Origin of the sequence: Marinobacter persicus, assembly GCF_900114155.1 — a bacterium.
Classification (GTDB): Bacteria; Pseudomonadota; Gammaproteobacteria; order Pseudomonadales; family Oleiphilaceae; genus Marinobacter; species Marinobacter persicus.
The window spans coordinates 161952-184277 of the sequence record NZ_FOSC01000003.1 but is presented as its reverse complement, the minus strand read 5'-3'; the positions used below and the strand labels follow the sequence as shown (position 1 = coordinate 184277).

25 protein-coding genes are annotated in these 22326 nt (G+C 59.5%); 5 read left to right on the top strand and 20 right to left on the bottom strand.

The annotated features are described in order from the left end of the window. Positions 1-10: 10 nt before the first annotated feature. From fliO to BMZ63_RS04435, 18 genes are all read right to left on the bottom strand, one after another. The gene (gene fliO, locus BMZ63_RS04520; RefSeq protein WP_091702234.1) at positions 11-457 is read right to left on the bottom strand and encodes a flagellar biosynthetic protein FliO; all 447 of its coding nucleotides are present in this window, start codon (positions 455-457) and stop codon (positions 11-13) included. A gap of 1 nt (position 458) precedes the next feature. Then, a complete protein-coding gene (gene fliN, locus BMZ63_RS04515) occupies positions 459-968 on the bottom strand; it encodes a flagellar motor switch protein FliN (protein ID WP_091702231.1) in 510 nt (169 codons plus the stop codon). Next, on the bottom strand, positions 961-1959 hold the full coding sequence (gene fliM / locus BMZ63_RS04510; RefSeq protein ID WP_091702228.1) for a flagellar motor switch protein FliM: 999 nt from the start codon (positions 1957-1959) through the stop codon (positions 961-963). The genes fliN and fliM overlap by 8 nt, the downstream gene beginning before the upstream one ends. 41 nt (positions 1960-2000) lie before the next feature. Next, positions 2001-2501 carry a flagellar basal body-associated FliL family protein gene (locus BMZ63_RS04505; RefSeq protein WP_091702226.1) on the bottom strand — a complete coding sequence of 167 codons (501 nt, stop codon included), beginning with the start codon at positions 2499-2501 and terminating at the stop codon, positions 2001-2003. A gap of 193 nt (positions 2502-2694) precedes the next feature. Further along, a complete protein-coding gene (locus BMZ63_RS04500; RefSeq protein WP_091702223.1) occupies positions 2695-4014 on the bottom strand; it encodes a flagellar hook-length control protein FliK in 1320 nt (439 codons plus the stop codon). A gap of 121 nt (positions 4015-4135) precedes the next feature. After that, positions 4136-4474 carry an Hpt domain-containing protein gene (locus tag BMZ63_RS04495; protein WP_091702220.1) on the bottom strand — a complete coding sequence of 113 codons (339 nt, stop codon included), beginning with the start codon at positions 4472-4474 and terminating at the stop codon, positions 4136-4138. Further along, the gene (locus tag BMZ63_RS04490) at positions 4467-6233 is read right to left on the bottom strand and encodes an ATP-binding SpoIIE family protein phosphatase (RefSeq protein WP_227663515.1); all 1767 of its coding nucleotides are present in this window, start codon (positions 6231-6233) and stop codon (positions 4467-4469) included. Before BMZ63_RS04490 ends, BMZ63_RS04495 begins: the two co-directional genes overlap by 8 nt. After that, a complete protein-coding gene (locus BMZ63_RS04485) occupies positions 6208-6513 on the bottom strand; it encodes an STAS domain-containing protein (protein ID WP_091702217.1) in 306 nt (101 codons plus the stop codon). The genes BMZ63_RS04490 and BMZ63_RS04485 overlap by 26 nt, the downstream gene beginning before the upstream one ends. Before the next feature lie 152 nt (positions 6514-6665). Beyond that, on the bottom strand, positions 6666-7109 hold the full coding sequence (fliJ, locus tag BMZ63_RS04480; protein ID WP_091702214.1) for a flagellar export protein FliJ: 444 nt from the start codon (positions 7107-7109) through the stop codon (positions 6666-6668). Then, positions 7109-8494 (bottom strand): flagellar protein export ATPase FliI, encoded by a 1386-nt coding sequence (gene fliI, locus BMZ63_RS04475; protein WP_091702211.1) that lies wholly within the window; start codon positions 8492-8494, stop codon positions 7109-7111. Before fliI ends, fliJ begins: the two co-directional genes overlap by 1 nt. Beyond that, positions 8475-9383 carry a flagellar assembly protein FliH gene (locus BMZ63_RS04470; protein ID WP_091702208.1) on the bottom strand — a complete coding sequence of 303 codons (909 nt, stop codon included), beginning with the start codon at positions 9381-9383 and terminating at the stop codon, positions 8475-8477. Before BMZ63_RS04470 ends, fliI begins: the two co-directional genes overlap by 20 nt. Next, entirely contained in the window at positions 9383-10420 is a 1038-nt protein-coding gene (gene fliG / locus BMZ63_RS04465; protein WP_091702206.1) for a flagellar motor switch protein FliG, read from the bottom strand. Before fliG ends, BMZ63_RS04470 begins: the two co-directional genes overlap by 1 nt. Beyond that, positions 10413-12113, bottom strand: a complete 1701-nt coding sequence (gene fliF / locus BMZ63_RS04460) for a flagellar basal-body MS-ring/collar protein FliF (protein ID WP_091702203.1) — start codon at positions 12111-12113, stop codon at positions 10413-10415. Before fliF ends, fliG begins: the two co-directional genes overlap by 8 nt. A gap of 15 nt (positions 12114-12128) precedes the next feature. After that, entirely contained in the window at positions 12129-12506 is a 378-nt protein-coding gene (gene fliE, locus BMZ63_RS04455; RefSeq protein WP_091702201.1) for a flagellar hook-basal body complex protein FliE, read from the bottom strand. A 264-nt stretch (positions 12507-12770) separates the two neighbouring features. Further along, positions 12771-14264, bottom strand: coding sequence for a sigma-54-dependent transcriptional regulator (locus tag BMZ63_RS04450; RefSeq protein ID WP_091702198.1), 1494 nt, complete (start codon positions 14262-14264; stop codon positions 12771-12773). A gap of 25 nt (positions 14265-14289) precedes the next feature. Beyond that, positions 14290-15525, bottom strand: a complete 1236-nt coding sequence (locus BMZ63_RS04445; protein WP_091702195.1) for a sensor histidine kinase — start codon at positions 15523-15525, stop codon at positions 14290-14292. 208 nt (positions 15526-15733) lie between these two features. Next, the gene (locus BMZ63_RS04440; RefSeq protein ID WP_091702193.1) at positions 15734-17173 is read right to left on the bottom strand and encodes a sigma-54 dependent transcriptional regulator; all 1440 of its coding nucleotides are present in this window, start codon (positions 17171-17173) and stop codon (positions 15734-15736) included. A gap of 89 nt (positions 17174-17262) precedes the next feature. Next, entirely contained in the window at positions 17263-17592 is a 330-nt protein-coding gene (locus BMZ63_RS04435; protein WP_091702190.1) for an SOS cell division inhibitor, read from the bottom strand. Positions 17593-17786: 194 nt separating this feature from the next. On the opposite strand from BMZ63_RS04435, the gene BMZ63_RS04430 reads away from it, so the two are divergent. Together BMZ63_RS04430 and BMZ63_RS04425 are read left to right on the top strand one after the other, a co-directional pair. Then, the gene (locus BMZ63_RS04430) at positions 17787-18281 is read left to right on the top strand and encodes a DUF6586 family protein (RefSeq protein WP_091702187.1); all 495 of its coding nucleotides are present in this window, start codon (positions 17787-17789) and stop codon (positions 18279-18281) included. A 62-nt stretch (positions 18282-18343) separates the two neighbouring features. Continuing rightward, on the top strand, positions 18344-18607 hold the full coding sequence (locus BMZ63_RS04425; protein ID WP_091702184.1) for a hypothetical protein: 264 nt from the start codon (positions 18344-18346) through the stop codon (positions 18605-18607). 8 nt (positions 18608-18615) lie between these two features. On the opposite strand, the gene BMZ63_RS04420 is transcribed toward BMZ63_RS04425, so the two are convergent. Both BMZ63_RS04420 and lexA read right to left on the bottom strand, forming a co-directional pair. Continuing rightward, the gene (locus BMZ63_RS04420) at positions 18616-19065 is read right to left on the bottom strand and encodes a cell division inhibitor SulA (RefSeq protein ID WP_091702182.1); all 450 of its coding nucleotides are present in this window, start codon (positions 19063-19065) and stop codon (positions 18616-18618) included. A gap of 38 nt (positions 19066-19103) precedes the next feature. Further along, a complete protein-coding gene (lexA, locus tag BMZ63_RS04415; RefSeq protein WP_091702179.1) occupies positions 19104-19712 on the bottom strand; it encodes a transcriptional repressor LexA in 609 nt (202 codons plus the stop codon). Between the two features lie 180 nt (positions 19713-19892). Here lexA and BMZ63_RS04410 point away from each other — a divergent pair, with 180 nt between their 5' ends. From BMZ63_RS04410 to BMZ63_RS04400, 3 genes are read left to right on the top strand one after another with little or no spacing between them, the layout of a single operon-like run. Next, the gene (locus BMZ63_RS04410) at positions 19893-20894 is read left to right on the top strand and encodes an amidoligase family protein (protein WP_091702176.1); all 1002 of its coding nucleotides are present in this window, start codon (positions 19893-19895) and stop codon (positions 20892-20894) included. Next, on the top strand, positions 20887-21630 hold the full coding sequence (locus BMZ63_RS04405; RefSeq protein WP_091702173.1) for a gamma-glutamyl-gamma-aminobutyrate hydrolase family protein: 744 nt from the start codon (positions 20887-20889) through the stop codon (positions 21628-21630). The genes BMZ63_RS04410 and BMZ63_RS04405 overlap by 8 nt, the downstream gene beginning before the upstream one ends. 2 nt (positions 21631-21632) lie before the next feature. Further along, positions 21633-22325: an SIMPL domain-containing protein gene (locus BMZ63_RS04400; protein WP_091702171.1), complete on the top strand. Its 693-nt coding sequence runs from the start codon at positions 21633-21635 to the stop codon at positions 22323-22325. Position 22326 lies beyond the last annotated feature (1 nt).

Here is a 22326-nt window from a genome sequence, read left to right as displayed (position 1 = left end):
AAGCATCGCCCTAGTCGTTCCTTTTCGATGTCCAGGATTTGCCGATCATGCCTTGCAAGCGGCGGGCGAAATCGCTGTCGGGAGCCTTGCCGGCGTCCACCACCGGCTCTTCGAACACCTGAAGGGTGCGAATGGCGCTGGGCGTTATACCCAACAGGATCTGCTGGCCGCCCACTTCCACCAGCGCAATGCGCTCGCGGGCACCGATCGCCATGACCGACACCACGCGGATGGCACTGTTGTTCATGCCGGTCATGCCGGTCATACGGCGGATCAGCCAGGCACAGCCGTATATAATGGCAATCACCGCAAGCAGGCCGGCGCCAAGACTCAGCACAGTCGCCAGGGTGTCCGGCGCCCGGGCGCTGTTTTCGGCGTTGCCGTTTTCCGCACTTTCCTGCGCCAGCACCGAAGCGCTGGCCAGAGCCGTGACGATGAACCCGAACAGTCGTTGCATGTTATTTCTGCAGCCGGCGGATACGCTCGCCCGGGCTGATCACATCGGTCAGGCGGATACCGAACTTTTCGTTCACCATCACCACCTCACCGTGGGCAATCAGGGTACCGTTAACCAACACATCCAGCGGCTCGCCCGCCAGCCGGTCCAGTTCAATCACCGAGCCCTGGTTCAGTTGCAGCAGGTTGCGAATGGGAATCTGGGTGTTACCCACTTCCATGGAGATGGTGACCGGGATATCCATGATGACATCCATATCCGGACTGGTCCCGTCACCACGGGGTTCCTCGTCGGGGCCAAATTCCTCCATCGGGGCGGCGCGCACGTCCTGTCGTTGCTTATCCTCACCACCCTTTTCGCCACCCTCGGCCTCGGCCATGGCGGCGGCCCACTCGTCTTCACGGTCGTCACCGTCGCCATCACCGGACTCTTCCATGGCAGCTTCCCACTCCGCCGCCAGTTTTTCGTCTTCGCTGAGTTCCTGGTCGTCTTTCTTGTCGTCATCAGCCATTGCGGTTTACCTTCAGTTGTTTCTTTACCTTGGGCAGATGCACCCGGTCATGAATTCTTAGCGCCAGCTTGTCGTCACGGGTTCCCAGCGTGGCCTTGTAGATGGGGATGCCGTTGGCGGTCACGGTCAGGTGTTCGGGAATTTCCACGGGAATCACGTCTCCGGCTTTCAGGCCGGCGATTTCCCGCAGGGAAATACGGCGACGGCAGACGGTGGTATTGACCGGCACCTCCACTTCCTTGATGTCTTCACGCAGGGCGTTCACCCAACGCTCATCCACATCATCAATGTCACTCTGAACACCCGCGTCCAGCACGTCGCGGATCGGCTCGATCATCGAATACGGCAGGGCAAAATGCAGCTCACCGCCACCGCCGTCCAGCTCGATATGGAAAGTGCTGACCACCACCACCTCACTGGGGCTGACGATGTTGGCCATGGCCGGATTCACCTCCGAACTCAGGTACTCGAATTCCACCGGCAGTACCGCATGCCAGGCCTCTTTCATGTCGTGGAATACCTGTTCGAGTACCATCTGCACAATGCGGGTTTCGGTGGGGGTGAATTCACGTCCCTCGATCTTGGCGTGACGACCTTCTCCGCCGAAAAAGTTGTCGACCAGCTTGAACACCAGCTTGGCGTCCAGGACAAACAGCGAGGTGCCACGCAGCGGGCGGACTTTACACAGGTTAAGGCTGGTGGGTACGTACAGGGTGTGGCCGTATTCGCCAAATTTCATGATCTGCACACCGCCGGTGGAGACATCGGCGTTACGGCGCAGCAGATTGAACAGGCTGATGCGGGTATAACGGGCAAAACGCTCGTTGATCATTTCGAGCGTGGGCATCCGGCCCCGGACAATCCGGTCCTGACTGGCGAGGTCGTACTGTTTTACGCCTGTGTCGTCGGTTTCCTCATAAGTATCAATGTCCCCATCGTCCACGCCGTGGAGAAGGGCATCAATCTCGTCCTGCGACAACAAGTCCTGCATAGCTGGTCCTGCCCTGAATGTGACTTACCCGACCCGGGCCTTCATTGCACTACAAAATTGCGGAACAGCACGGCCTCGATAACCGGCTCCTGTTCCTGCTCAAGCACCTGATTCACTCGCTCGGTCATGGTCCCGGCCAGCTCTGCCCGACCTTCCGGGCGCTGTAGCTCGGTAAAACCCGCGTTACTCAGCACGGTGGTCAGCTCGCTGCGCAGCAATGGCATATGCAGCTCGATCGCTTCCAGCGCTTCGGGATTTTTCGCCTCGAACGACACATACACCTGGGCATAACGTTGCCGGCCATCGGTGCGCACCGTGGTTACCAGTGCATCGTCCAGATCCACGTAGGTACTGGCGACGAATTCAGGCTCCTCGCTGCCATTGTCATCACTCCCCATACCGGGAATACCACCGCCCAGGAACCAGAGTGTGCCGGCTATGGACAGGGCAACCGCCAGGACAACAATCACCACCAGCAGGATGATGAGTTTGAGCTTGCCTTTCTTGGCCGGTGCTTCGTCAGCTGTCGTGTTTTCTGCCATGGTGTCCGCTTCGTCAGTTTTCCGTCACCCCGTACTATCGCGGGGGCGTTTCAGGTAGTGAAGCAAAGGGTGGGCCAGAACCCCCACCCTCCGGTTCAGGAACGCAGTTTAGCGCTGCCAGAGGGCAGGGGCAAAGCGGATTGATGAGATCGGCAAAATTGTCTGGTTATCAGCGGTGTTCAAATGGCATGAATCAGGCGAACGTATCCACCTCACCACTCCAGGCCAGGTCCAGGTGTTCCGCCGGCAAGGCCTCTTCGTCCTGACCTCCGTCAGCTAACTGCCCCGCGCGCTGACCGGAGCCACCTTCACCGGTGCCGTCGCCCTGTTCGCCGCCCTGCTCCCGGGACTGGTCTGACACATCAAACTGGCCCAGCTCCACACCCTGCTCGCCGAGCATGTCTCTCAGGCGATGAGAGTTCTGTTCCAGCTGTTCCCGCACCACCGGGTTGGCGGCATGCACGGTGATGTTCGCCTGCTCGTTCTGCATGCGCACCTTGACTTCCATCGGGCCCATATCCGGCGGTGTCAGGTGAATTTCCGCCACCTGCATGTTGCGGGCGGTCAGAAAGCTGAGCTTACCCATGACTTTGTCGCCCCACTCCGCCTGGCCCACCGGCACATCAACCGAGGTGGCATAGCTGCGAAGCGGCACAGAATTCTCTGCCGTCAGCTTGCCCGGCTGCAGGGTCTGACCCGTTGCCTGCTCCAGAGTGGTCTGGAAGCGGGGTGTACTGAGCAGACTGGCGGGATCAATGGGCCGCGAGGTTTCGCCACTGACGTTGGCGGACAGCAGATCCGTCAGCTGTGCGCCAGGCATCAGCGCCTTGCCGGAGTTTGCGCCACCGCTGCCATTATTCGCACTCGTCTGGCCGCCCAGCAGACCCTGTAGCGCAGAGCGGCCGGTCATTTCCGCATTGACGGCCACCGTTCCTTCTGCCGAGATTTTGCCCGGCCCGCCGGTCATCGATTGCAGCATGGCAAAGGTAACGGGCGCCATGGCCGCCAATTCCGTATTTTCGTCCAGCTCGCCAGTCGGGTCGGCAGGGGTTTTCTCCCGACTGTCGCCGGATTCAGCTGTTGTTTTTTTATCAACGTTATCGGTTTTTTCCGCCTTGTCTGCCTTTTTCTCGCCCGTCTTGTCTGCTTTGCTGTCGTTCTTTGAGGATTCGTTCGGTTTATCCTTGCGGTTTACCGACTTATCTTCGTTTTTATCGCTGGCGCGCTGATCATTGCGGGCTTCGTCCGCCTTGCGGTTGTCGGCGGCTTCGGCGCGCCGCTGTTCGCGTTTCACCTCCAGGCGGTCGCTTTGAGCCTGGCGCTCGGCGCGCTTCTGTTCCATGCGTTTCTGTTCGAGGCGCTGTTGTTCCAGGCGTTTTTCCTGGGCGCGGGACACTTCATCAAACCGGCTTTTGCCGGTTTCCGGGTCCCGACTGCTTTTACTCTGGCGGGCACTTGCCACATCCTGCTGGGAACCGGAAGCCGGCATCTGGGAAAGAATGTTTTGCTGCATGGCAACCTCTTGCCGCTTTTATGTCGGAGATACCCTCAAGGGGCCATTTCCGTATTCAAAGCAAACACAATGCCAACAAAAGCCACACTTGCAATAAAAATAACGGTTTACCGGATATCGGTCAGAGTTGCTGCAGACACCGATCCACTTCTGAAAATTCCCGCTCGACCGAATCCAGCCTGCCGGCTGCCGCCGACAAGTCGCCGGCCTTCCCGGCGCGTTCCAGTTCACTGCAATAATCACTCAGCTTCGGCGCTCCCATATTGATGCAGCTGCCCTTGAAGCTGTGGGCGGTTTTGGCAAGCTGGCCACAATCCTCTGCCCCGAGCGCCGCCCGCAGGGTTTCAATGCGGCTTCGGGAGTCCGCCCGAAAGGTTTGCACCAGCGTATCAAAGTCGTCTTCCATCACCTCTTTGAGCTCAGCCAGCGCACTCTCATCCAGCCGGGGTTTGTCATTCATCGGTTTGTCTCCCTTCGGTACGTCTTGGTGGCTCCCAGTCGTAAATGACCTCCACCTGATTGCCCCTGCCGTGCACCTTCAGTCCGGTTGCCATTCGCCGGAGCAACTCCAGCCCCCGGCCGGCGTAGGAAGATGCCTGCCCGGTGGACCGCTCTGTTACTCTGGCAGAATGATTAGCAAAATCAAAGCCATCCCCGCTGTCCTCGCAAGTGATGCGTAAACGACCACCGGGCGGGCGGGACTCGTGGCTCAGGGAGAAACGGACAAAATGACCGTCGGTCTCCGCCAGCCGGCGCTGGCGCTCCTGGTAATAGAAGGCAAATCCGCGGGGAGAGTCTTTCCATTCAGACGACAATGCCAGCACCCCGTGCTCCAGCGCATTGTTGTATAACTCGGACAGAAGCGTGTACACCTCGCCGCTCCGGCAACGCAAGCCGGGTACCTCCATGCAGATATGCAACAGCAGCGGCAGAGGGTTGAATTCCGCCAGGGTTTTTTCCCGCACTTCATAAATACACTGCCAGTCCGCGGGCCCCGCCGGCGCTTCCTCCGCGCTGATTTTCACCGGCGTCTGGGGCGGCGTGGTCCCGGTAATTTCCAGTGCGCACAGGGTCAGGTCATCCACCGATTCCGGGCGGCCGGCAAAGGCCTTGATCCGGGCCAGAAGTGCGTCAAACGCCTGACCAGGCGATTCCAGGCCGGCCAGCACCCCTCGCACACCGGATTCGCCCAGCATGTTGCCGTGGGGGTCACGGATTTCGGAGAAGCCATCGGTCATCAGTACGACCTGGTCCCCCGGGGTTGCCTGGAAGACAACCATCGAGGCGGCAAATTGCTCGGGCTCGCGCACGCCCAGTGGCAGGTTACGGGAAGGGATGGCGATTCTTTCACCACTGGCACGCAGCAACCAGGCATCGGGCAGGCCGCCATTCCAGGCACGGAGCAATCCCTGCCGGCTGTCGGTCTCGATCATGGCGCCACAACAGAACATGCCAACCGGCAGAATACGTCGGAGCTTGCTGTTGATCTCCCGGAGAATATCCGGCGCGCGAAAGCCATGGCTGACCATGCCGTAAAAAATCTCTGCCACCGGCATGGCGCCAATGGCCGCCGGCAGTCCGTGACCGGTGAAATCACCCAGGAACACCAGGCTTCCGCCACCCGGACGGTTGGCAGCAAACACCACGTCGCCATTGAACACGGACATCGGTGAGGCATGGTAGCGAATGTGGGGCGAACTCAGGCAGCCAGCGTGGGCGACGTTGTCAAACACCAGCCGGGCCATTCTCTGCTCAGCCAGCATTTGTTCATTTTTCCGGCGCTCCTGTTCGGCCCGTTCTGACAACGCCTGATGCAATAACCGCACGCGGTTCAGTGCATTCAGCTTGGCCTCAAGAATCACGCGATTGAAGGGTTTGATCAGAAAATCATCCCCACCCGCCTCCAGGCAACGGGCCAGTTCCCGGGGGTCGGACAGGGCCGTCAGAAAAACCAGCGGTACCAGCCGGTCACCCGCCAGCGCCCTGATCTTGCGGGCTGCCTCCAGGCCGTCCAGGCCCGGCATCATGGCATCAAGCAGCACAATATCGGGTTGCAGTTCGGCAAAGCGGGCCACCGCGACGGCACCATCACCCACCTCGAAGACACGATGGCCCAGCTTTTCCAGCAGGGCACGCAGTATCATCCTGTCCGGCTCGTTGTCTTCCGCAACCAGGATGTTCAGGCCGGAGGGATCAGCAGATGCTGAAGAGTTGTTCAAAATTGGAAATGGAGAGTATGCGCCGGACATCGCTGTTGCAGTTTTCAATGGATATGCTGGCGGCATCACCACCGGCGTGATCACGCAACAGCAACAGCATGCCCAGTGCCGAGCTGTCCAGATAAGTGGTGTCGGACAAATCCACTATGTACCGCTCGACACCGCCGTCAGCCTGCTCGTAGGCATCGCGGAAGGCCTGGTGGGAACTGAAATCAAATCGCCCTTCCACCGCAATGACCAGTGTTTGCCCATTCTCAATACGGTGCGCAGATATCGGCATTGTCAATCTCCCGAAACATGGCGAAAGCCTCTGAATCATATCGCCGGCTCTTTTGCCACTTTCGTCTGTTTTCGCTACGCAGCCAGCCACTGTATGGGCACAAGCATAGCCGAATTGCCGGATTTTGCATGTACCTGAATCAAAATCCGGTATTAACGCTGCCGACGTACGAACGCCCTGCCGGCGGCTTCATCGGCCAGTTTCTGTTCGCGCAGATCCTGCTCCCGCTGCTCCTGTTGCCGGCAGGTTTCAATGTACTTTTCCATGCCCCGACGACGCTCCCAGGCCTGCAGCCATTCCTGGCGCCGGGCTTCGAACAGCTGTTCGGCCTGCTGCAACTGCTTTTCCTGCTGAGCAATCACCTGGTCCAACTGGGCGATAAAGGCCTGCCAGGCCTGCAGGCGCGTAACCGGTACCACGCCCTGCTGGCTGGCACGAATCTGGTTGCGATATTCCTGCTGATACTGCTCCAGGTTTTTGACCTGCTCACGATGAGTCTCGGCCTGGTCGCGCGCCTCGCCCATGCGCTCGAGCGCTTCCTGCTCTTTGCGCTTTTCCAGCGCCAGAACGGTTTGCAGCCGTTGCGAACGCAGCATCAGCGGTTACCCCGGGCCGCATTATTGGCGGGCTTTTTCTGGCGATCCGGGGAACGGCGCTCGGGCACCACGGCCATCAACTGGTCAATGCTTTCCTGCAGAGGCGCACTTTCGTTCAATCCCTGCTGCAGGAACTGACGCATATTACCGATATGCTGGATGGCAAAATCCGTTTCCGGGTCCGACCCCTTGACGTAGGCCCCCACACTGATCAGATCACGGGCCTGCTGATAACGGGAATACACCTGCTTGAAGCGCTGGGCTCGGGCCATGTGCTCCGGGCTGGTGACCTGAGGCATGACCCGGCTGATGGAGGCTTCCACATCGATGGCCGGGTAGTGGCCTTCTTCGGCAAGTCGGCGAGACAGCACGATATGGCCGTCGAGTATCGCCCTGGCGGCATCGGCAATGGGGTCCTGCTGATCATCACCTTCGGTAAGAACCGTGTAGAACGCGGTAATGGAGCCGCCACCGGGGCGGCCGTTGCCGGTACGTTCCACCAGTTGAGGCAGCTTGGCAAACACCGACGGCGGGTAGCCCTTGGTGGCCGGTGGCTCGCCCACCGCCAGGGCAATCTCCCGCTGGGCCTGGGAATAACGGGTCAGTGAGTCCATCAGCAGCAACACCCGTTTGCCCTGATCCCGGTAGTATTCGGCTATGCGGGTGGTGAGCATGGCGGCGCGCAGGCGCATCAGTGGCGAGTCGTCCGCCGGCGCAGCCACCACCACCGAGCGGGCCAGGCCTTCGTCGCCCAGGATGTCCTCGATAAATTCCTTTACTTCGCGGCCCCGCTCGCCAATCAGTCCGACCACGGTGATGTCGGCATCGGTAAAACGGGTCATCATGCCCAGCAGCATACTTTTGCCCACGCCACTGCCGGCAAAAAGCCCCAGGCGCTGGCCCTGCCCCACGGTCAGAAGAGAGTTGATGGCACGGATGCCCACATCCATGGACTGGCGGACCGGGGCGCGGTCGAGCGGGTTGATGATGTCGCCGGACAGGTTCACCCGGGCCTCGGCCTGCAACGGCCCTTTGCCGTCAAGCGGGTCGCCGGCGCCGTTAACCACCCGGCCCAGCATCTGTGGCCCAACCGGTACACGGCTTGTGGCGGTCAGTGGCACTACCCGTGCGCCCGGGCGCAACCCTTCAATGGCCGTGAGTGGCATCAGGTAGACTTTGTCTTCCTCGAAACCGACCACTTCGGCTTCCACGTTGCCAGTGCTCTGGCCCTGGATCACACAGCGATCGCCAACCACCATGGGACAGCCGACGCATTCCAGGGTCAGGCCAACCATGCGGGTCAGACGGCCGGAAAGTTCCGGGGCCGGCTCGGGGGGGATGGCGTTTTGCAGTTCTTTCAGACGTTCAGCCAGCCGGTAGGTCATCGTCGCCCTCCGGGTCCGACTCTGGCGGCTGCTCGGGCTCCGCGTGGTTTTCCGGAGCCGTTGGCTGGTCCATGGCCGATTCGGCCAACACATCCCGATGGAAATCGGTCAGCTCGCCCATTTGCAACTCGGCCTCCTGGGCGCCCGCGCCGGACGACTCACCAAGCTGCTCTTCCAGCATGCCCTGCACGGCGTGCTGGAAGCGCTTTTCGATGGTGTAGTCCACCAGGCTGTGACGGGATTCCACCTTGCAGCCGCCGGCCATCAGACTGTCATCTTCGACAATGACCGGTTTAGATTCCAGTCGTTCGGCCACTTCCCGCACCGGCTCCAGATCATCCGGATGAATATGGATGCGCAGATTCTCAGCGGTGGACGGCAGGGCCTGCAAGGCCTGGCGTACCACCTGGCGGACCTGCGAGGAATCCAGGCTCAGTTCCCGGAACACCACCGCCCGGGACAAGGCAGTGGTCAGGTTCACCAGTACGGTTTCCAGTTCTTCCTCGTGGCGCTGGATCGGCAAAACCAGCTCTCCCATCAGGTGTTCCAGGCGATCCAGGGTGGCGGCCACCTGTTGACGGGTTTCTTCAGTGGCCTGCTCCCGGCCCTGTTCACGCCCCTCATTCTGGCCGGTTTCAAAACCTTCCTTGTGGCCGTCCTCCCGGCCCTGCTCAAGGCCGCTTTTGTAGCCGGCCTCACGACCTTCCTTGAAGCCATCCTCGTAGGCTGCCTTGCGGATTTCCTCGAGCTCGGAAGCGGTCATGGGTTTGACTTCCGCTTCCTCAACCACTTCGTTGCCCTGTTCATCAAGCAGGGGCAATTCCCACCGTTCCCAGGCGGTCATCTGTTCTTTTGGTCGGGTGCTGCGCTTCTGGTCCGGGTCTTTCATCACATCATTTCTTCACCGGCACCGCCGAGGGAAATCTCGCCGGCTTCCGCCATACGGCGGGCAATGGTGATGATGTCCTTCTGCGCGGCTTCCACTTCGCTGACCTTGACCGGGCCCTTGGCCTCCAGGTCATCCTGCAGCAGTTCCGCCGCACGTTTGGACATGTTGGCAAAAATCTTGTCCTTGACTGCGTCGTCCGCGCCCTTCAGCGCCACCACCAGAACTTCGGAGGATACTTCGCGCAACAGGGCCTGAATACCACGGTCGTCCACATCCTTGAGGTTGTCGAAGACGAACATCAGGTCTTCGATGGTGGTCGCCAGATCCGGGTCCATGTCCTTGATGGAATCCATCAGGCCACCTTCAATGCTGCGGTCCATGAAGTTCATGATGTCCGCCGCCCGTTTGACGCCGCCAATACGGCTGGTCTGCGCAGCTGAGCCGCCGGAGAACTGTTTCTCGAGGATGGAGTTGAGTTCCTGCAGAGCCTGGGGCTGGATGCTTTCCAGTGAGGCCACGCGCATCATCACGTCCAGGCGGACTTTTTCATCCAGGGTCGCCAGAATTTCGGCGGCCTGATCCGGATCCAGGTAGGAAATAACAATGGCCTGGATTTGCGGGTGTTCGTAACGGATCACATCGCCCACGGCCTTGGGCTCCATCCACTTCAGGGTATCCAGGCCGGTGGTGTTGCCACCGATAAGAATGCGGTCAATCAGGCTGGAGGCTTTGTCATCGCCCAGGGCCTGGGTCAGCATGGTGCGGATATAATCGTCATTGCCCACGCCCAGGCCGGTCTGACCACCAACGGCCTCGACAAACTGGGAAAGCACGTATTCAACGTCGTCTTTGCTGACATCGTCCATCTGGGCCATGGCCACGCCCACCCGCTGCACTTCTTTCGGGCCCATGTGCTTGAGCACCTCGGCGGCATCGGCCTCGCCCAGCGACATCAGCAGGATCGCGGCCTGCTCCACCCGTGGGATCTTGCGCCTTGGCTTCTGCGCGCCACCCTGTTGGCCGTTTTCATCAGTCATCGACGTTCACCCATTGACGCAATACTTGAGACACCCGGGCCGGATCGTCAGCGATCAGGCCTTTCAGGGCATTCAGGTGCCTATCATAACCTTCAGTGGCACCGGGCAAAAGCAGGTCATCCTGTGACGACATGGCATCCCGCAGGGCGTCGCCACCTTCGATGCCATCCAGTGAACCATAATCGCCCTCGTCCTCGCCTTCCTTGCCGGAACGGCCGCCGCCAGACAGTGCCTTGAGGGTCGGGCGCAACAGCCCAAGCACAAGAATCAGGATAACCAGACCGGCCAGCACCTGCTTCATCAGGTCCCAGAACCAGGGCTGTTCCCAGAAGCCCGGTTCTTCGTACTCCACGGTCTCTTCCTGGGCAAAAGGAGTGTTCATGACGGTCACGCTGTCACCGCGTGCCGCAGAGTAGCCTACAGCATCCCGCACCAGCATGCTCAGGCGCTGCAGTTCCTCTTCACTCCAGGGCTCAAAATTGACTTCGCCGGTTTCCGGATCCACGACCCGCTTGTCATCCACCGCCAGTGCCACCGTCACACGATTGATGGCCCCCATTTCCTGGCGAGTGTAACTTACCGTGCGGTCCACTTCGTAGTTGCGGGTGGACTCGCGCCGCACGTTCACCGGGGCCTCATTACCGCCTTCACCGTCCTCGCCGTCGCCAGCCTGTTCAGGCACGGTTGCCGCACCCGGCGGTTGATTCGACAATGCGCCGGGCACACCGCCCTGAGCATTACCACCGCGCTGGTCCACCAGTTCGCGCTCACTGCGCACGGCCTGCTGGTCCGGATTAAACAGCTCTTCGGCACGCTCAACCGCGGAAAAATCCAGATCCGCAGTCACCTCCGCACGATAGCGACCGTCACCGATAATGGGGGAAATGAGGGAGGCAACACGACGGGACAACCGCTCTTCCACCTGCGCGGTGTACTCGTACTGATCTTTCATCCGGTCGACTTCGGCTTCCGGCTCATTACCGGTCAACAGGTTGCCGTTGTGGTCTACCACCGTGACCTGCTCTCGCTTCATCATCGGAATACTGCCGGCCACCAGGTTCACGATGGCACGGATTTGCTCCTGCTCCGGCCGGCGACCGGCGAACAGATCCAGAAACACCGACGCACTGGGCTCGCGGGCATCACGAATAAATACCGAGCGTTCCGGAATAGCCAGATGTACCCGGGCATTTTTGACGCCGCGCATGCTGGCGATGGTGCGTGCCAGTTCACCTTCCAGGCCACGGCGGTAACTGACGGTTTCCATGAACTGGGAGGTGCCCAGCCCGCGGTCCTGGTCGAGCAGTTCAAAACCGATGGTTTTGCGATCGGTCACGCCTTCGGCGGCCAGCTTCATGCGGGCGTCGTACACTTTATCCGAGGGGACCAGCAGGGCACCCGAGCGGGGGTCCATTTTGTATTCGATACCATTGCTGTCCAGGATGGAGGCCACGTCCTGCGGGTTGTAGTTGGACAGATCCCCCACCACCGGCTGGTAATTGGGTTCCTGCGCCCAAAGCACAACCGCAACGCCGAGGGCCACACTGGCGGCCAGTCCGACCATCAGCCCCACCTGGCGCAGCAGGTTCAGACGATTGAACCCCATCAACATCTTGTTGCCACTTTCAGGGCTATCGCTCTCGCTGCTTGCGGGCAGGTCAGAAGCGTTGGTTTCTGCAGGTACGCTTGCCATGCTACTGCTCCGTTATCAGATCGGCATGTTCATGATGTCTTCGTAAGCACGGACCACCCGGTTTCTCACCTGGGTCAGTGCTTCAAAAGACACGGAAGATTTTTCGGCGGCAATCATCACCCGGGTGATGTCCACGTTCGGGTCACCCATATCATAGGCGGTGCGCAACTCGCTGGCTTCTTGCTGGAGGTTGTTCACGTTATTGACGGCGCTGCCAAGCATATCACCAAAACTGGTGGATTCCCGGGTTTCCTGAACGCCGCGAGGGCTATCAACACGGTTGCGAACACCCTGGTTCTGTTCGATCTGCTGATTCTGCTGGTTCTGCATCATTTGCGAACGCAGATTGCGGATGTCGGACAAGACACTGTTGATGTCGGCACGTTGAACCATGTTTCTCTCCCGGTTGCCCAGTGGGCGTCTGTTCATCTTTACATGACAGATGTCGTTAACACAGAGAAAGCAAGCAACAGGCCAATATTTAATAAATCTTTACTAACAACAACTTAACAATATTATCAATGAAGACGGACGTGAAGGCGCCGGAGTTTTGACGGGCTACTGTCGAGCCGGAACAAAGGAAGGATAAAAAAGTGGCACCCCGCAGGGTGCCCGAAGGAGTAGCTTGCTGAACCATTGGCTACAGCCGAGGCACCATCAGGCCATGGCCAATTCGCTGTCGAGATCGATACCGGCGTCACGCATCTGGGCGAGCTTGTAGCGCAGGGTGCGCGGGCTGATACCCAGCTGTTCGGCGGCCCGGTTACGTCGGCCACCTTCGTTGCGCAGCGTCTGGATGATGATACGGAACTCCTGTTGGCGCAGATCATTACCCAGACTGCCACCGAATTCGGCACTGTCAGCGGCCGGCTCGGCCTGCCCATGATCAGGCTCAGCGGCTTGCCGTGCCCGCTGCTCTTCGACGGTGTAGATGGGCACCTCTCTGGCCGGCGGTTCGGACCGCACCTCAGGCCCGGGCGTCCCGGACGGTTGGGCCGCCTGCAAATCCGGCTTGCCGGTAATGCCCAGTTCCAGGCACAGATCGCCTGCGTGAATCACCGTGCCCTGCATCAGAACCAGTGCCCGCTGTATGGCGTTGTCCAGTTCGCGCACGTTACCCGGCCAGGCATGGGTGGTGAGAGCGCGGCGCGCGTCTTCCGCCAGGGTAATGCCGGTCAGTTTCATTTTCCGGCTGTGCTTGCGCAGCAGGGACTTGGCCAGCGGCAGGATATCCATGGGCCGCTCACGCAGCGGCTGCCAGTGCATGGGGAAGACGGTCAGCCGGTAATACAGGTCTTCACGGAACTTGCCTTCGCGCACGTAGTCGGCCAGGTCGCGGTTGGTAGTGGCAATAACCCGCACATCCAGTGCGATGGTTTTGCGACCACCCACTCGTTCCACTTCCCGCTCCTGCAGCACCCGCAGCAGCTTGGATTGCAGGTTCATGTCCATTTCTGAAATCTCATCCAGCAGAATGGTGCCACCATTGGCCTGCTCGAATTTACCCGGCGAGGACGACACAGCGCCGGTAAACGCGCCCTTCTCGTGGCCGAACAGGATCGCTTCGAGCATGTTTTCCGGAATGGCCGCACAGTTAATTGCCACAAAGGGCTGATCCGCACGGGGTGACTGCTGGTGAATGTAACGGGCCAGTACTTCTTTACCGGTACCGCTCTCACCGGAAATCATGACGGTGGATTCGCTATTGGCGACTTTGCTGGCCAACTGGAACATGCGCAGGCTGACCGGATCTTCGGCCACCGGCTGATCAGAGGATTTCTGGCTGCCGCCGCCAACCACCTTACTGACAGCCTCAACCAGAACCTTGGGCTCAAACGGTTTCACCAGATAATCAATGGCACCGGACTGCATGGCAGAGACCGCATCACTGATCTGACCATAGGCGGTAATCAGCATCATTGGCAGCCCCGGATACAGGCGCTGAACCTCGGCCAGCAGCTCATGCCCGGACATGCCCGGCATGTTGACGTCGCTGACCACCATGTCCACGGGGCTTTTCGCCAGGCTGGCGAGCGCCTGCTCGCCGTTGGCGGCTTCATGGACCTGGTATTTTGCCAATTCCAGGGTGGTTACCAGGGCGTCACGCAGATCGTGATCGTCTTCTACAATCAGAATTTTTGCCTTAGCCATGCCATCTGCCTCCAGAATTGTTGTTTTAACCGGCCAGGGTCGGTAACTGCAGTTGTGCCACTGCGCCGCCCTGCTCCGGTGAATAAATGGAAAACTCGCCTTTATGGGCCTTGGTGACGGCCTGCACCACCGCCAGGCCCAGACCGGTGCCATGGGATTTGGTGGTGTAAAAGGCCTCGGTAATACGCCCGGCCTGCTCGGACTCGAAGCCCGGCCCGTTGTCTGCAACCCTGATAACAAGACCCGCAGCAGACGTTTCCAGCGTCACATGGACGTCGGTGGCGCCAGCTTCCAGGCTGTTGTTCACCAGGTTGGTACAGGCGCCCACCAGCGCATCGCGGTTACACATCAGGCGGCAATCACCGGAAATAGTGTCAGTGAGGGAGACCGAGGCACCAGGTGTCGCCCGCACGCCGTCAAGCGCACTCTCAAGGGCGGAGACCAGCTTGCTGGCCGGTAACTCCTCGGCCAGCCGGGTTTCGCCCCGGGCGAAAATCAGCATGTCTCGAACCTGCTGTTCAAGATGGGTCAGGCGGGACATCAGGCGGTCCGCGCAGCGCTGGCGCATTTCTTCTTCCAGATCCGGCTGGCTCAGGTGGCCGCCATAGAGAATGGCGGCCGACAGCGGCGTGCGAATCTGATGCGCCAGTGAGGCCACCATTTTACCCATGGCCGACAGACGCTGGGCATGGGCCAGTTGGGATTGCAACTGGCGGGTTTCTGTCAGGTCGGTCAGCAGAATCAACTGGCCGGGCTGGTTTTCCATGGTACGAATTTCGATGCTCACACGCCGACCGTCTTTCAGGGAGACTTCATGGCCATCATCCCGGCGCGGCGCGAAACAACGGTGAATGACGTTGACCCAGCTCTCACCGTCCAACGGCTCACCGAGCAGCGCCACCGCAGCGGGATTGCATTGGCTGACCACGCCATGTTTGTCCAGCACCACAACGCCGGCGGGCAGGGCCTTGAGCAGGGTCGACAACTGATCCGCCAACTGCTCCTTCTCTTCCAGTTCCTGCTGGCGCTGCAGGGTTTCCTGGGTCAGCTCGCCGGACAACTGGTTAACTCTGGACTCAAGGGTACGGTAGGAGTCGGTAATCTGCTGCGACATGCGGTTGAACAGCTCCAGCGCGGAATCCACAGCTTCATCTTTCTGTTCCGGAAACAGCGCCGTGACCTTGTTGTTTACATCGGCCGCCGCGTTGGCATCACACGCCTTGGTGCGTTCGGATTGCAAGACAAATTGTGCCTGACTCATAACTTTCTCCCTGAACCGGCCCGGCGTGGGCCAGAGCAATCGGATGTATCGTTAACGGGAGATAAGCGATAACTGTGCCAGTTACAGTTTTTATATATATTTCAAAGGGAAAGGGTATTAACGGAGACGGGAGTGACGATTTTATGGCGGGAAAACCGGACTGGGCAGCGCTGGTCATTACGAACCTTTGACGCCACCCGCTAGCCCGTCAGGCCTCTTCGGACTCCTGACGCAAACCGTATTTGCGCACCTTCTCAACCAGAGTCGTGCGGCGGATACTGAGCTTCTCCGCCGCCCGGGCCACCACGCCATCCGCTTCATCCAGGGCTTGCTGGATCAACTGCTTTTCCAGGGTGGCCAGATAGTCTTTCAGGTCCAGACCATCTGACGGCAGGGTGGCAGGCGCATCCAGGCCAACCAGACCTCCAGCACTCTCGGCCAGCATCTGCTCCTCGTCCGGCTCGGGGCTCTGCTCATAGTCATCGACATAGCGGAACTTCGGCGGCAACTCCTGCACGCCGATCACACCGTCCGGATGCATGATTGCCAGGCGCTCCACCAGATTGGCCAGTTCCCGCACGTTGCCCGGCCAGTCATGGCGACACAGACTCATCACGGCGGCGGAGTTGAGGCGCAGGGTGCCACGCTTTTCCTTTTCCATGCGGGCGATCAGTTCATTGATCAGCAGCGGGATATCTTCGGCACGCTCGCGCAGCGCCGGCATCTCGATGGGAAACACGTTCAGGCGATAGTACAGGTCTTCCCGGAAATCACCCGATTCAATCATGTCTTCCAGGTTTTTGTGGGTGGCGGCAATTACCCGCACATCGGCCGTCTGGGTTTTATTGCTGCCGACTTTTTCAAACGTGCGCTCCTGCAACACCCGCAGGATTTTAACCTGCATATTCAGCGGCATGTCCCCGATTTCGTCGAGAAACAGTGTACCGCCCTCGGCCAGTTCAAAACGCCCCACCCGGGCCGTGATTGCGCCGGTGAACGCGCCCTTTTCATGGCCAAACAGCTCGCTTTCCAGCAGTTCGGCCGGAATGGCGCCACAGTTAACCGGCACAAACGGTTTGTCGCGCCGCGACGAATGGTAATGCAGGTTACGGGCCACCACCTCTTTACCAGTACCGGATTCACCGGTAACCAGCACACTCACTTCTTTATCGGCCACTTGCTGCATCAACTGACGAACCTGCTGCACGCGCCGGCTGGTGCCGACCAGGCTACGGAACAGCTGCACGCCCCGGCCGCTTTTCCTGTTACGGCGAAATTGTTCACGGTACAGCTGGGCCCGGTAGAAGGCATCAACGAACTTGGTGTAGTTGAGCGGCCAGTCCATACGCGCCACCACCCGCCCGGCGTGCTCATCGGCCAGGCCGTCCAGGTCCGCATCACCAACCACCACCACCGGAAGACCCCGGGCTGATTGACAGATTTCCTCGATCGCAGGTACAGCCCCGTCATCTTCGCCGTTTATCACGGCCAACAAGGCTTCCTCGGCTGCCTGCTCATCCGCCAGCGCCGCTTCGGCTTCGGCACCGGCCAACACCTGTTCGTCTCCAACAAATTCAAGGATCGTGACCAGGTCACGACGTCGGCCTTCGTCGCCGCTCAGCACCAGTACCGTGTTATTTTCTGACATTCACAGACTTCTCTGTCGGGGGGAGTTTGAGCCGTATTTAAGACTGTTGGGCTGCCAGAGTCAATTTTATGACACTGTTTTTCCCGGGGTTATTTCGACCGGCCGGACGAGACTCCCTGGTAGGCCTTGGCGGCATTGCGGTTCTGATTGATTTCCTGCAGCGACTGGCGGGCCTCTTCCCGGGCTTCCACCGCCGCCGTGTCAGCTGCCTGAACAAATTCGTTCAGTGCCTGCAGGCGTGGGCGAACGGCCTCCGGGTCCACCTCGTTGTTTTCCAGTGCCTGCATCAACGGCTCGATGGAGGGCTTGATCTGCTTGTTCAGCTCTACCAGTTTATCCCAGTCTTTGTCTGCGAGTGCGGCGTCAAGACTGGCTTTGAGGCTGTCCAGATGATCAAGCAATGTTTGTGTATCGGCCATGATGATTCTCCTGCGGCTTGGGCCTTGGTATTCGAATCGATCATACGTGATTGGCCGGCCCACAAGAAGCACCTGAAGTGGGTGCTGAAAAGTCCCCGGGCCGGAAGAAATAGCAGGATTAAGTTGATATAATCACGGGTTCGCCCTGAGCGGGCTTTCCATACACTGGCGCCGTCCACAGACAGGTACAGACCATGACATCTCAGTGGTATTCGGTCGTTTCACAAAAACTGCATCTGGCCCGTGTGCTGCTGGTCCAGGAGGAGCGCGGTGTGCCCGTGGACAACCAGCCGCCCGCGGTATTGAGCCAGGCCATGACCCAGGCGACAGCGGAAATGCTGTTACGGGCACAACAGGCCCTGCTTGTCATGGTGGCGCGCTACCATCAGCACAAACAGGCACAGCCCCGGTCACTTTCCGAGCTCGAGTCCCTGTTTGCGTATCCGGTGCCCGATGTCGAAGCCTTGCAGCAACTGGCAGCCGACCCCAACAGCTGGTGGAACCACCTGGCGAAGCTGGACAAGGCCTTGTCGGAACCGGCCACCCCCCGGAAACAGGCGGCTGCAGAGAATGTCATTGCCATAGCCAGTGAACCCGAGGCCGATTTTTCGCCGGCTGCGCTGGAAAAAACCCGGAGTGCCATGGCGGCTTTCTCCAGGGAACTGGCTGATCAGCACAGCGAGTGGTAAACCTCGCAGAAAGCTGTGCCAACGTATTCACCCATCATCCAAGCAGGATAAAGGTTTTATTAATGTCTCCATCGTTTTTTGAAATTGTACAGCTGGCCAATGGTGACTACGCACTGCGCCGGGCCGACGATGACGAGTCGGCACCTCTGGTGCGGATTTCATTTTCCGAGGAAGCTCGGGAGATGATGGACAATCGCGACATGAACATCGCCAAGGCCATGATCGCCGCCGGTATTGAAGCAGCGGGCGACATCAGCCACGATATCGACTGGGAGGAAGAGGAAGCCGAGGCCGCCGAACCTTATACCAGTCACACCCTGCACTGACTTCTTTATTAACGCTGGCGCAGTATGACCCCATGACTGCTGCCGTTGACCGAGGCTTTCTGGAGGGATTCGAAAGCCTTCCTGCCCAGCTTGCCCGTCCACAGCACTACCGCATGGCACGTACCGGCGCCCAGCGCCCGCTCTGCCAGCTGCAGCGCCGAATAATCCGCCGAAGAACGCAGCACCAGAATTTCACTGGCCACGATACCGTGCATGGTCTGCCACTTGGCAACCAGCTCCTGGGGAGGGTCAATCCAGGCCAGCCAGCGTTTTTCCTGATTCAGTTGGGTCAGCATGGGCAACAGCAGCTGAAAATTTTCCACCTGGCCTTCCGGCAGGATGATTTCCGTTACATTACCGGCGCCGGCAGGCTTGGGAGAGCGGGTATTGACCGCTTTTGGGGCCGCTGCAACTGCCGGTTTAAACGCGGTGTTCTGGTTGAAGCTCAACTGTTCCATAACTCACCTACCTGCTTTTCAATGCCGGAAGCCGGCGTTCAGTGAAGATCGGAGCGGCGGATAACCCCCACCCCCAGGCCTTCAATGAACAGCTCCTGCTCGGTCAGATCCACCTCAATGGGGTCGAATTCCTCATTCTCGGCAATCAGCCACACCCGAGAGCCCTCGCGACGGAAGCGCTTGACCGTCACCTCTTCACCAATTCTGGCGACCACTATCTGGCCATTCTGGACATCCTGGGTCGAATGCACTGCCAGCAAGTCGCCATCCAGGATGCCGATGTCTTTCATGCTCATACCACGCACAGTCAGCAGGTAGTCGGCCGACGGAGAGAAAAATTCCGGACGCAGGGTGCAATGATCCTCAATGTGTTCCTGGGCCAGAATCGGGCTGCCGGCCGCCACCTGCCCCACCACCGGCAGGCCAAGATCTGGCTCGGCTTCCGGCAGACGGATGCCACGACTGGCACCGGGCACCATCTCAATGGCTCCCTTGCGGGCCAGTGCGCGCAGGTGCTCCTCCGCCGCGTTGGCTGAGCGAAAGCCCAACTCCGCCGCAATTTCCGCGCGGGTGGGCGGGTAACCGGTCTCGTCGACATAGCGGCGGATGATGTCGAGTACCTGGGTTTGTCTGGCTGTCAGCTTCATGACACGGCTCCGGAAATCAGTTCCTGGTTTTATATACAGTAAACTGACTATATACAGTGTTTTATCCAGTGTAAAGCCCGGACTTCCCCGGTATTGCGCGAAAGGGGGAAAATGACCAAAAGCCATCGTCTGAAAACAGCTATGGTAAGGTAATTAAACCACTTCCACCGGATACCACTGATGAACGCATCTGAACGCTGCCGAATGCCCGTCGTTACACACACAGGGGATGGTGAGGAACGAAAAGTCGGCGTGGAGATCGAGCTCTCCGGGCTGAGCTACAACACCCTGGTTGGCCATGTCGCCAGGCTGCTGGGTGGCGAAGCGAGACTCGCCTCCCGGTATGTCAGTGAAGTCGAAACCACAGATGGCACCTACACCATTGAACTGGACGCCGACCCGATCAAACAGCTGGACCTGGACGATGACCGGTTGCCCCAGTCGCTGCGTGATCTGGGCACTCACGCCATGACCATGATCGACTCGGCGGCGGAAAAAGTGGTGCCGCTGGAAATCGTCGCCCCGCCGTTACCCTTATCCCGATTGCCAGCCATCGAATCCCTGGTCGATGAGTTACACAAGGAAGGCGCCCAGGGCAGCCGGGAGGCCATTTACTTTGCCTTCGGCCTTCAGTTGAATCCGGAACTGCCGGACTTGAAGACCAACACCATACTGAGTTACCTGCAGACCTTTGCCGCACTTTATGATTGGCTTAAGCATCATCATCAGCTGGATATCAGCCGCAAATTCACGCCCTACATCGAGCCGTGGAGCAGTTCGTACGCCCAGTTGTTGCTGGCCGAAGATTACACACCCGATCTTCAGCAACTGATGAACGATTACCTGCACCACAACCCCACCCGCAACCGGGCCCTGGATCTGCTGCCGCTATTCGCCCATCTGGACAAGCCCCTGCTTGAACGCCACGTTAAGGATCCAAGGATCAAAAGCCGGCCAACCCTGCATTACCGGCTACCGGATTGCGATATCGGCAACCGGAACTGGCACTTTTCATCGGTCTGGAACGACTGGACCATCGTAGATGACATTGCCAACCGCCCGGAGCATCTGGAAGAACTGCGCCAGCTGTATCATCAGGCCCGCACGTTCAGCTTCCACAACCTGACCCACTCCTGGCGGGAAACCACTGCCCGATGGCTCGAACGGAAAGGCTATGTCTGAACTGACTGACATCCCGGAAAACCCCGGCCTGACCATAGGCATCAGCGGCCCCCGGCGCTTCGGCACCGCCCAGCGGCTGATCAACCTGGGCCTGCGCCTGCACGGCGCCCGTACCCATTACATCCGCCCCGGCAGCCAGATTGATGTGACCTTGCTCGACGGCCTGGTGTTATCCGGAGGAACGCATGTTCATCCCGGGCGCTACGGCCAAGAGCCTCAGGTCACCGCCAGCTACGACCCCAAACGGGACCGCACCGATTACGCCCTGTTACAACAGGCCGAAGCACTCAATATTCCGGTACTGGGCATTTGCCGGGGTGCCCAGTTCATCAACGTCTTTCACGGCGGCACCCTGTGCCAGAATGTGACGCCATTGCGCAATAAAACCCGCCACCGGCCATTGCTGCTGCCCCTGCAAACCGTGCACCTGGTACACGACAGCCGGATCGGCCGTCTGATGCATCATACGGTGATTGGCGCCAACCGCATCCACAGCCAGGCGATCAAGCGGCTCGGGAGAAATTTACGGGTAACCGGGCTGGATAACGACCTGTTTGTCCAGGCTATCGAAAACACCGGCAAGCAGTGGCTGATGGGGATCCAGTGGCATCCGGAGTACCTGCTGTACCACGCTGGCCATCGGCGGATTTTCAGCCATTTCGTCCATGCCGCGCGCGCCCGCAAGCTCGAACGCCTGAAGCGGCGTCAATCTGCTATCAACCTGCAAGGAAAGTGACCATGAACCTGCCTCTGAAAACCATTGCCATGGCAGCCGGCCTGGCCTCAGCCACCCTCTTGCCGCAAACGGTGGCCGCCGGCGAGCTCAGCCTTACCGTTGAAGGAACGGTTCAGTACACACCTGACAGCGCCCGCCTGCAATTCACCGCCAGTGCCGAACATGCAGAGCCGGAGCAGGCCTCAAGGAAGGTGGCTGAAGCCATGCAGCAGTGGCGCGAAGCCATCAGGCCCTGGCGCAACGACCTTGAAGAGTACAGCGATGCAGCCATCAGCCTGTACAGCCGGCCGGTGCCCGACCGGAACAACAACGAATCGCCGGAGACACGGGCTGTGGCCAGCCAGACAGTCAGCTTCAGCATCCGTGATCTGGAGCTGCTTAATCCGTTGATCGAAAAGGCCCAGTCCATTGGTCTTCAGTACCACCTGGGCGCCCACCAGTTTTTCCACTCCAACGAAGACGAACTGGAAAACCAGGCCCTGGCCAAAGCCATCGAGGATGCCCGCAAACGCTGTGCGTTTGCCGCCGAACAGTTCGGGCAAACCTGCGGTGATGTGGTGTCCGTCAGCCTGGATAACAGCCATCGACCCATGCCCATGATGCGGGCACAGGCCGCCGAGGCGTCCGACCCGATTACCAGTGTCGGACCACGGGAGATAAGCGCCACCATCAGCGCCACATTCGAGCTGGACTGAT

Excerpts from the sequence above, each read along its gene's own strand:
- BMZ63_RS04500 (WP_091702223.1), bottom strand. The coding sequence starts at position 4,014 with ATGCAGCAAAACATTCTTTCCCAGATGCCGGCTTCCGGTTCCCAGCAG.
- fliO (WP_091702234.1), bottom strand. The coding sequence starts at position 457 with ATGCAACGACTGTTCGGGTTCATCGTCACGGCTCTGGCCAGCGCTTCG.
- fliN (WP_091702231.1), bottom strand. The coding sequence starts at position 968 with ATGGCTGATGACGACAAGAAAGACGACCAGGAACTCAGCGAAGACGAA.
- BMZ63_RS04435 (WP_091702190.1), bottom strand. The coding sequence starts at position 17,592 with ATGGCCGATACACAAACATTGCTTGATCATCTGGACAGCCTCAAAGCC.
- BMZ63_RS04450 (WP_091702198.1), bottom strand. The coding sequence starts at position 14,264 with ATGGCTAAGGCAAAAATTCTGATTGTAGAAGACGATCACGATCTGCGT.
- BMZ63_RS04405 (WP_091702173.1), top strand. The coding sequence starts at position 20,887 with ATGTCTGAACTGACTGACATCCCGGAAAACCCCGGCCTGACCATAGGC.
- BMZ63_RS04495 (WP_091702220.1), bottom strand. The coding sequence starts at position 4,474 with ATGAATGACAAACCCCGGCTGGATGAGAGTGCGCTGGCTGAGCTCAAA.
- fliM (WP_091702228.1), bottom strand. The coding sequence starts at position 1,959 with ATGCAGGACTTGTTGTCGCAGGACGAGATTGATGCCCTTCTCCACGGC.
- lexA (WP_091702179.1), bottom strand. The coding sequence starts at position 19,712 with ATGAAGCTGACAGCCAGACAAACCCAGGTACTCGACATCATCCGCCGC.
- BMZ63_RS04430 (WP_091702187.1), top strand. The coding sequence starts at position 17,787 with ATGACATCTCAGTGGTATTCGGTCGTTTCACAAAAACTGCATCTGGCC.
- BMZ63_RS04485 (WP_091702217.1), bottom strand. The coding sequence starts at position 6,513 with ATGCCGATATCTGCGCACCGTATTGAGAATGGGCAAACACTGGTCATT.
- BMZ63_RS04470 (WP_091702208.1), bottom strand. The coding sequence starts at position 9,383 with ATGAAAGACCCGGACCAGAAGCGCAGCACCCGACCAAAAGAACAGATG.
- fliG (WP_091702206.1), bottom strand. The coding sequence starts at position 10,420 with ATGACTGATGAAAACGGCCAACAGGGTGGCGCGCAGAAGCCAAGGCGC.
- fliI (WP_091702211.1), bottom strand. The coding sequence starts at position 8,494 with ATGACCTACCGGCTGGCTGAACGTCTGAAAGAACTGCAAAACGCCATC.
- fliF (WP_091702203.1), bottom strand. The coding sequence starts at position 12,113 with ATGGCAAGCGTACCTGCAGAAACCAACGCTTCTGACCTGCCCGCAAGC.
- BMZ63_RS04410 (WP_091702176.1), top strand. The coding sequence starts at position 19,893 with ATGAACGCATCTGAACGCTGCCGAATGCCCGTCGTTACACACACAGGG.
- BMZ63_RS04400 (WP_091702171.1), top strand. The coding sequence starts at position 21,633 with ATGAACCTGCCTCTGAAAACCATTGCCATGGCAGCCGGCCTGGCCTCA.
- BMZ63_RS04440 (WP_091702193.1), bottom strand. The coding sequence starts at position 17,173 with ATGTCAGAAAATAACACGGTACTGGTGCTGAGCGGCGACGAAGGCCGA.
- BMZ63_RS04445 (WP_091702195.1), bottom strand. The coding sequence starts at position 15,525 with ATGAGTCAGGCACAATTTGTCTTGCAATCCGAACGCACCAAGGCGTGT.
- fliJ (WP_091702214.1), bottom strand. The coding sequence starts at position 7,109 with ATGCTGCGTTCGCAACGGCTGCAAACCGTTCTGGCGCTGGAAAAGCGC.
- BMZ63_RS04425 (WP_091702184.1), top strand. The coding sequence starts at position 18,344 with ATGTCTCCATCGTTTTTTGAAATTGTACAGCTGGCCAATGGTGACTAC.
- fliE (WP_091702201.1), bottom strand. The coding sequence starts at position 12,506 with ATGGTTCAACGTGCCGACATCAACAGTGTCTTGTCCGACATCCGCAAT.
- BMZ63_RS04420 (WP_091702182.1), bottom strand. The coding sequence starts at position 19,065 with ATGGAACAGTTGAGCTTCAACCAGAACACCGCGTTTAAACCGGCAGTT.
- BMZ63_RS04505 (WP_091702226.1), bottom strand. The coding sequence starts at position 2,501 with ATGGCAGAAAACACGACAGCTGACGAAGCACCGGCCAAGAAAGGCAAG.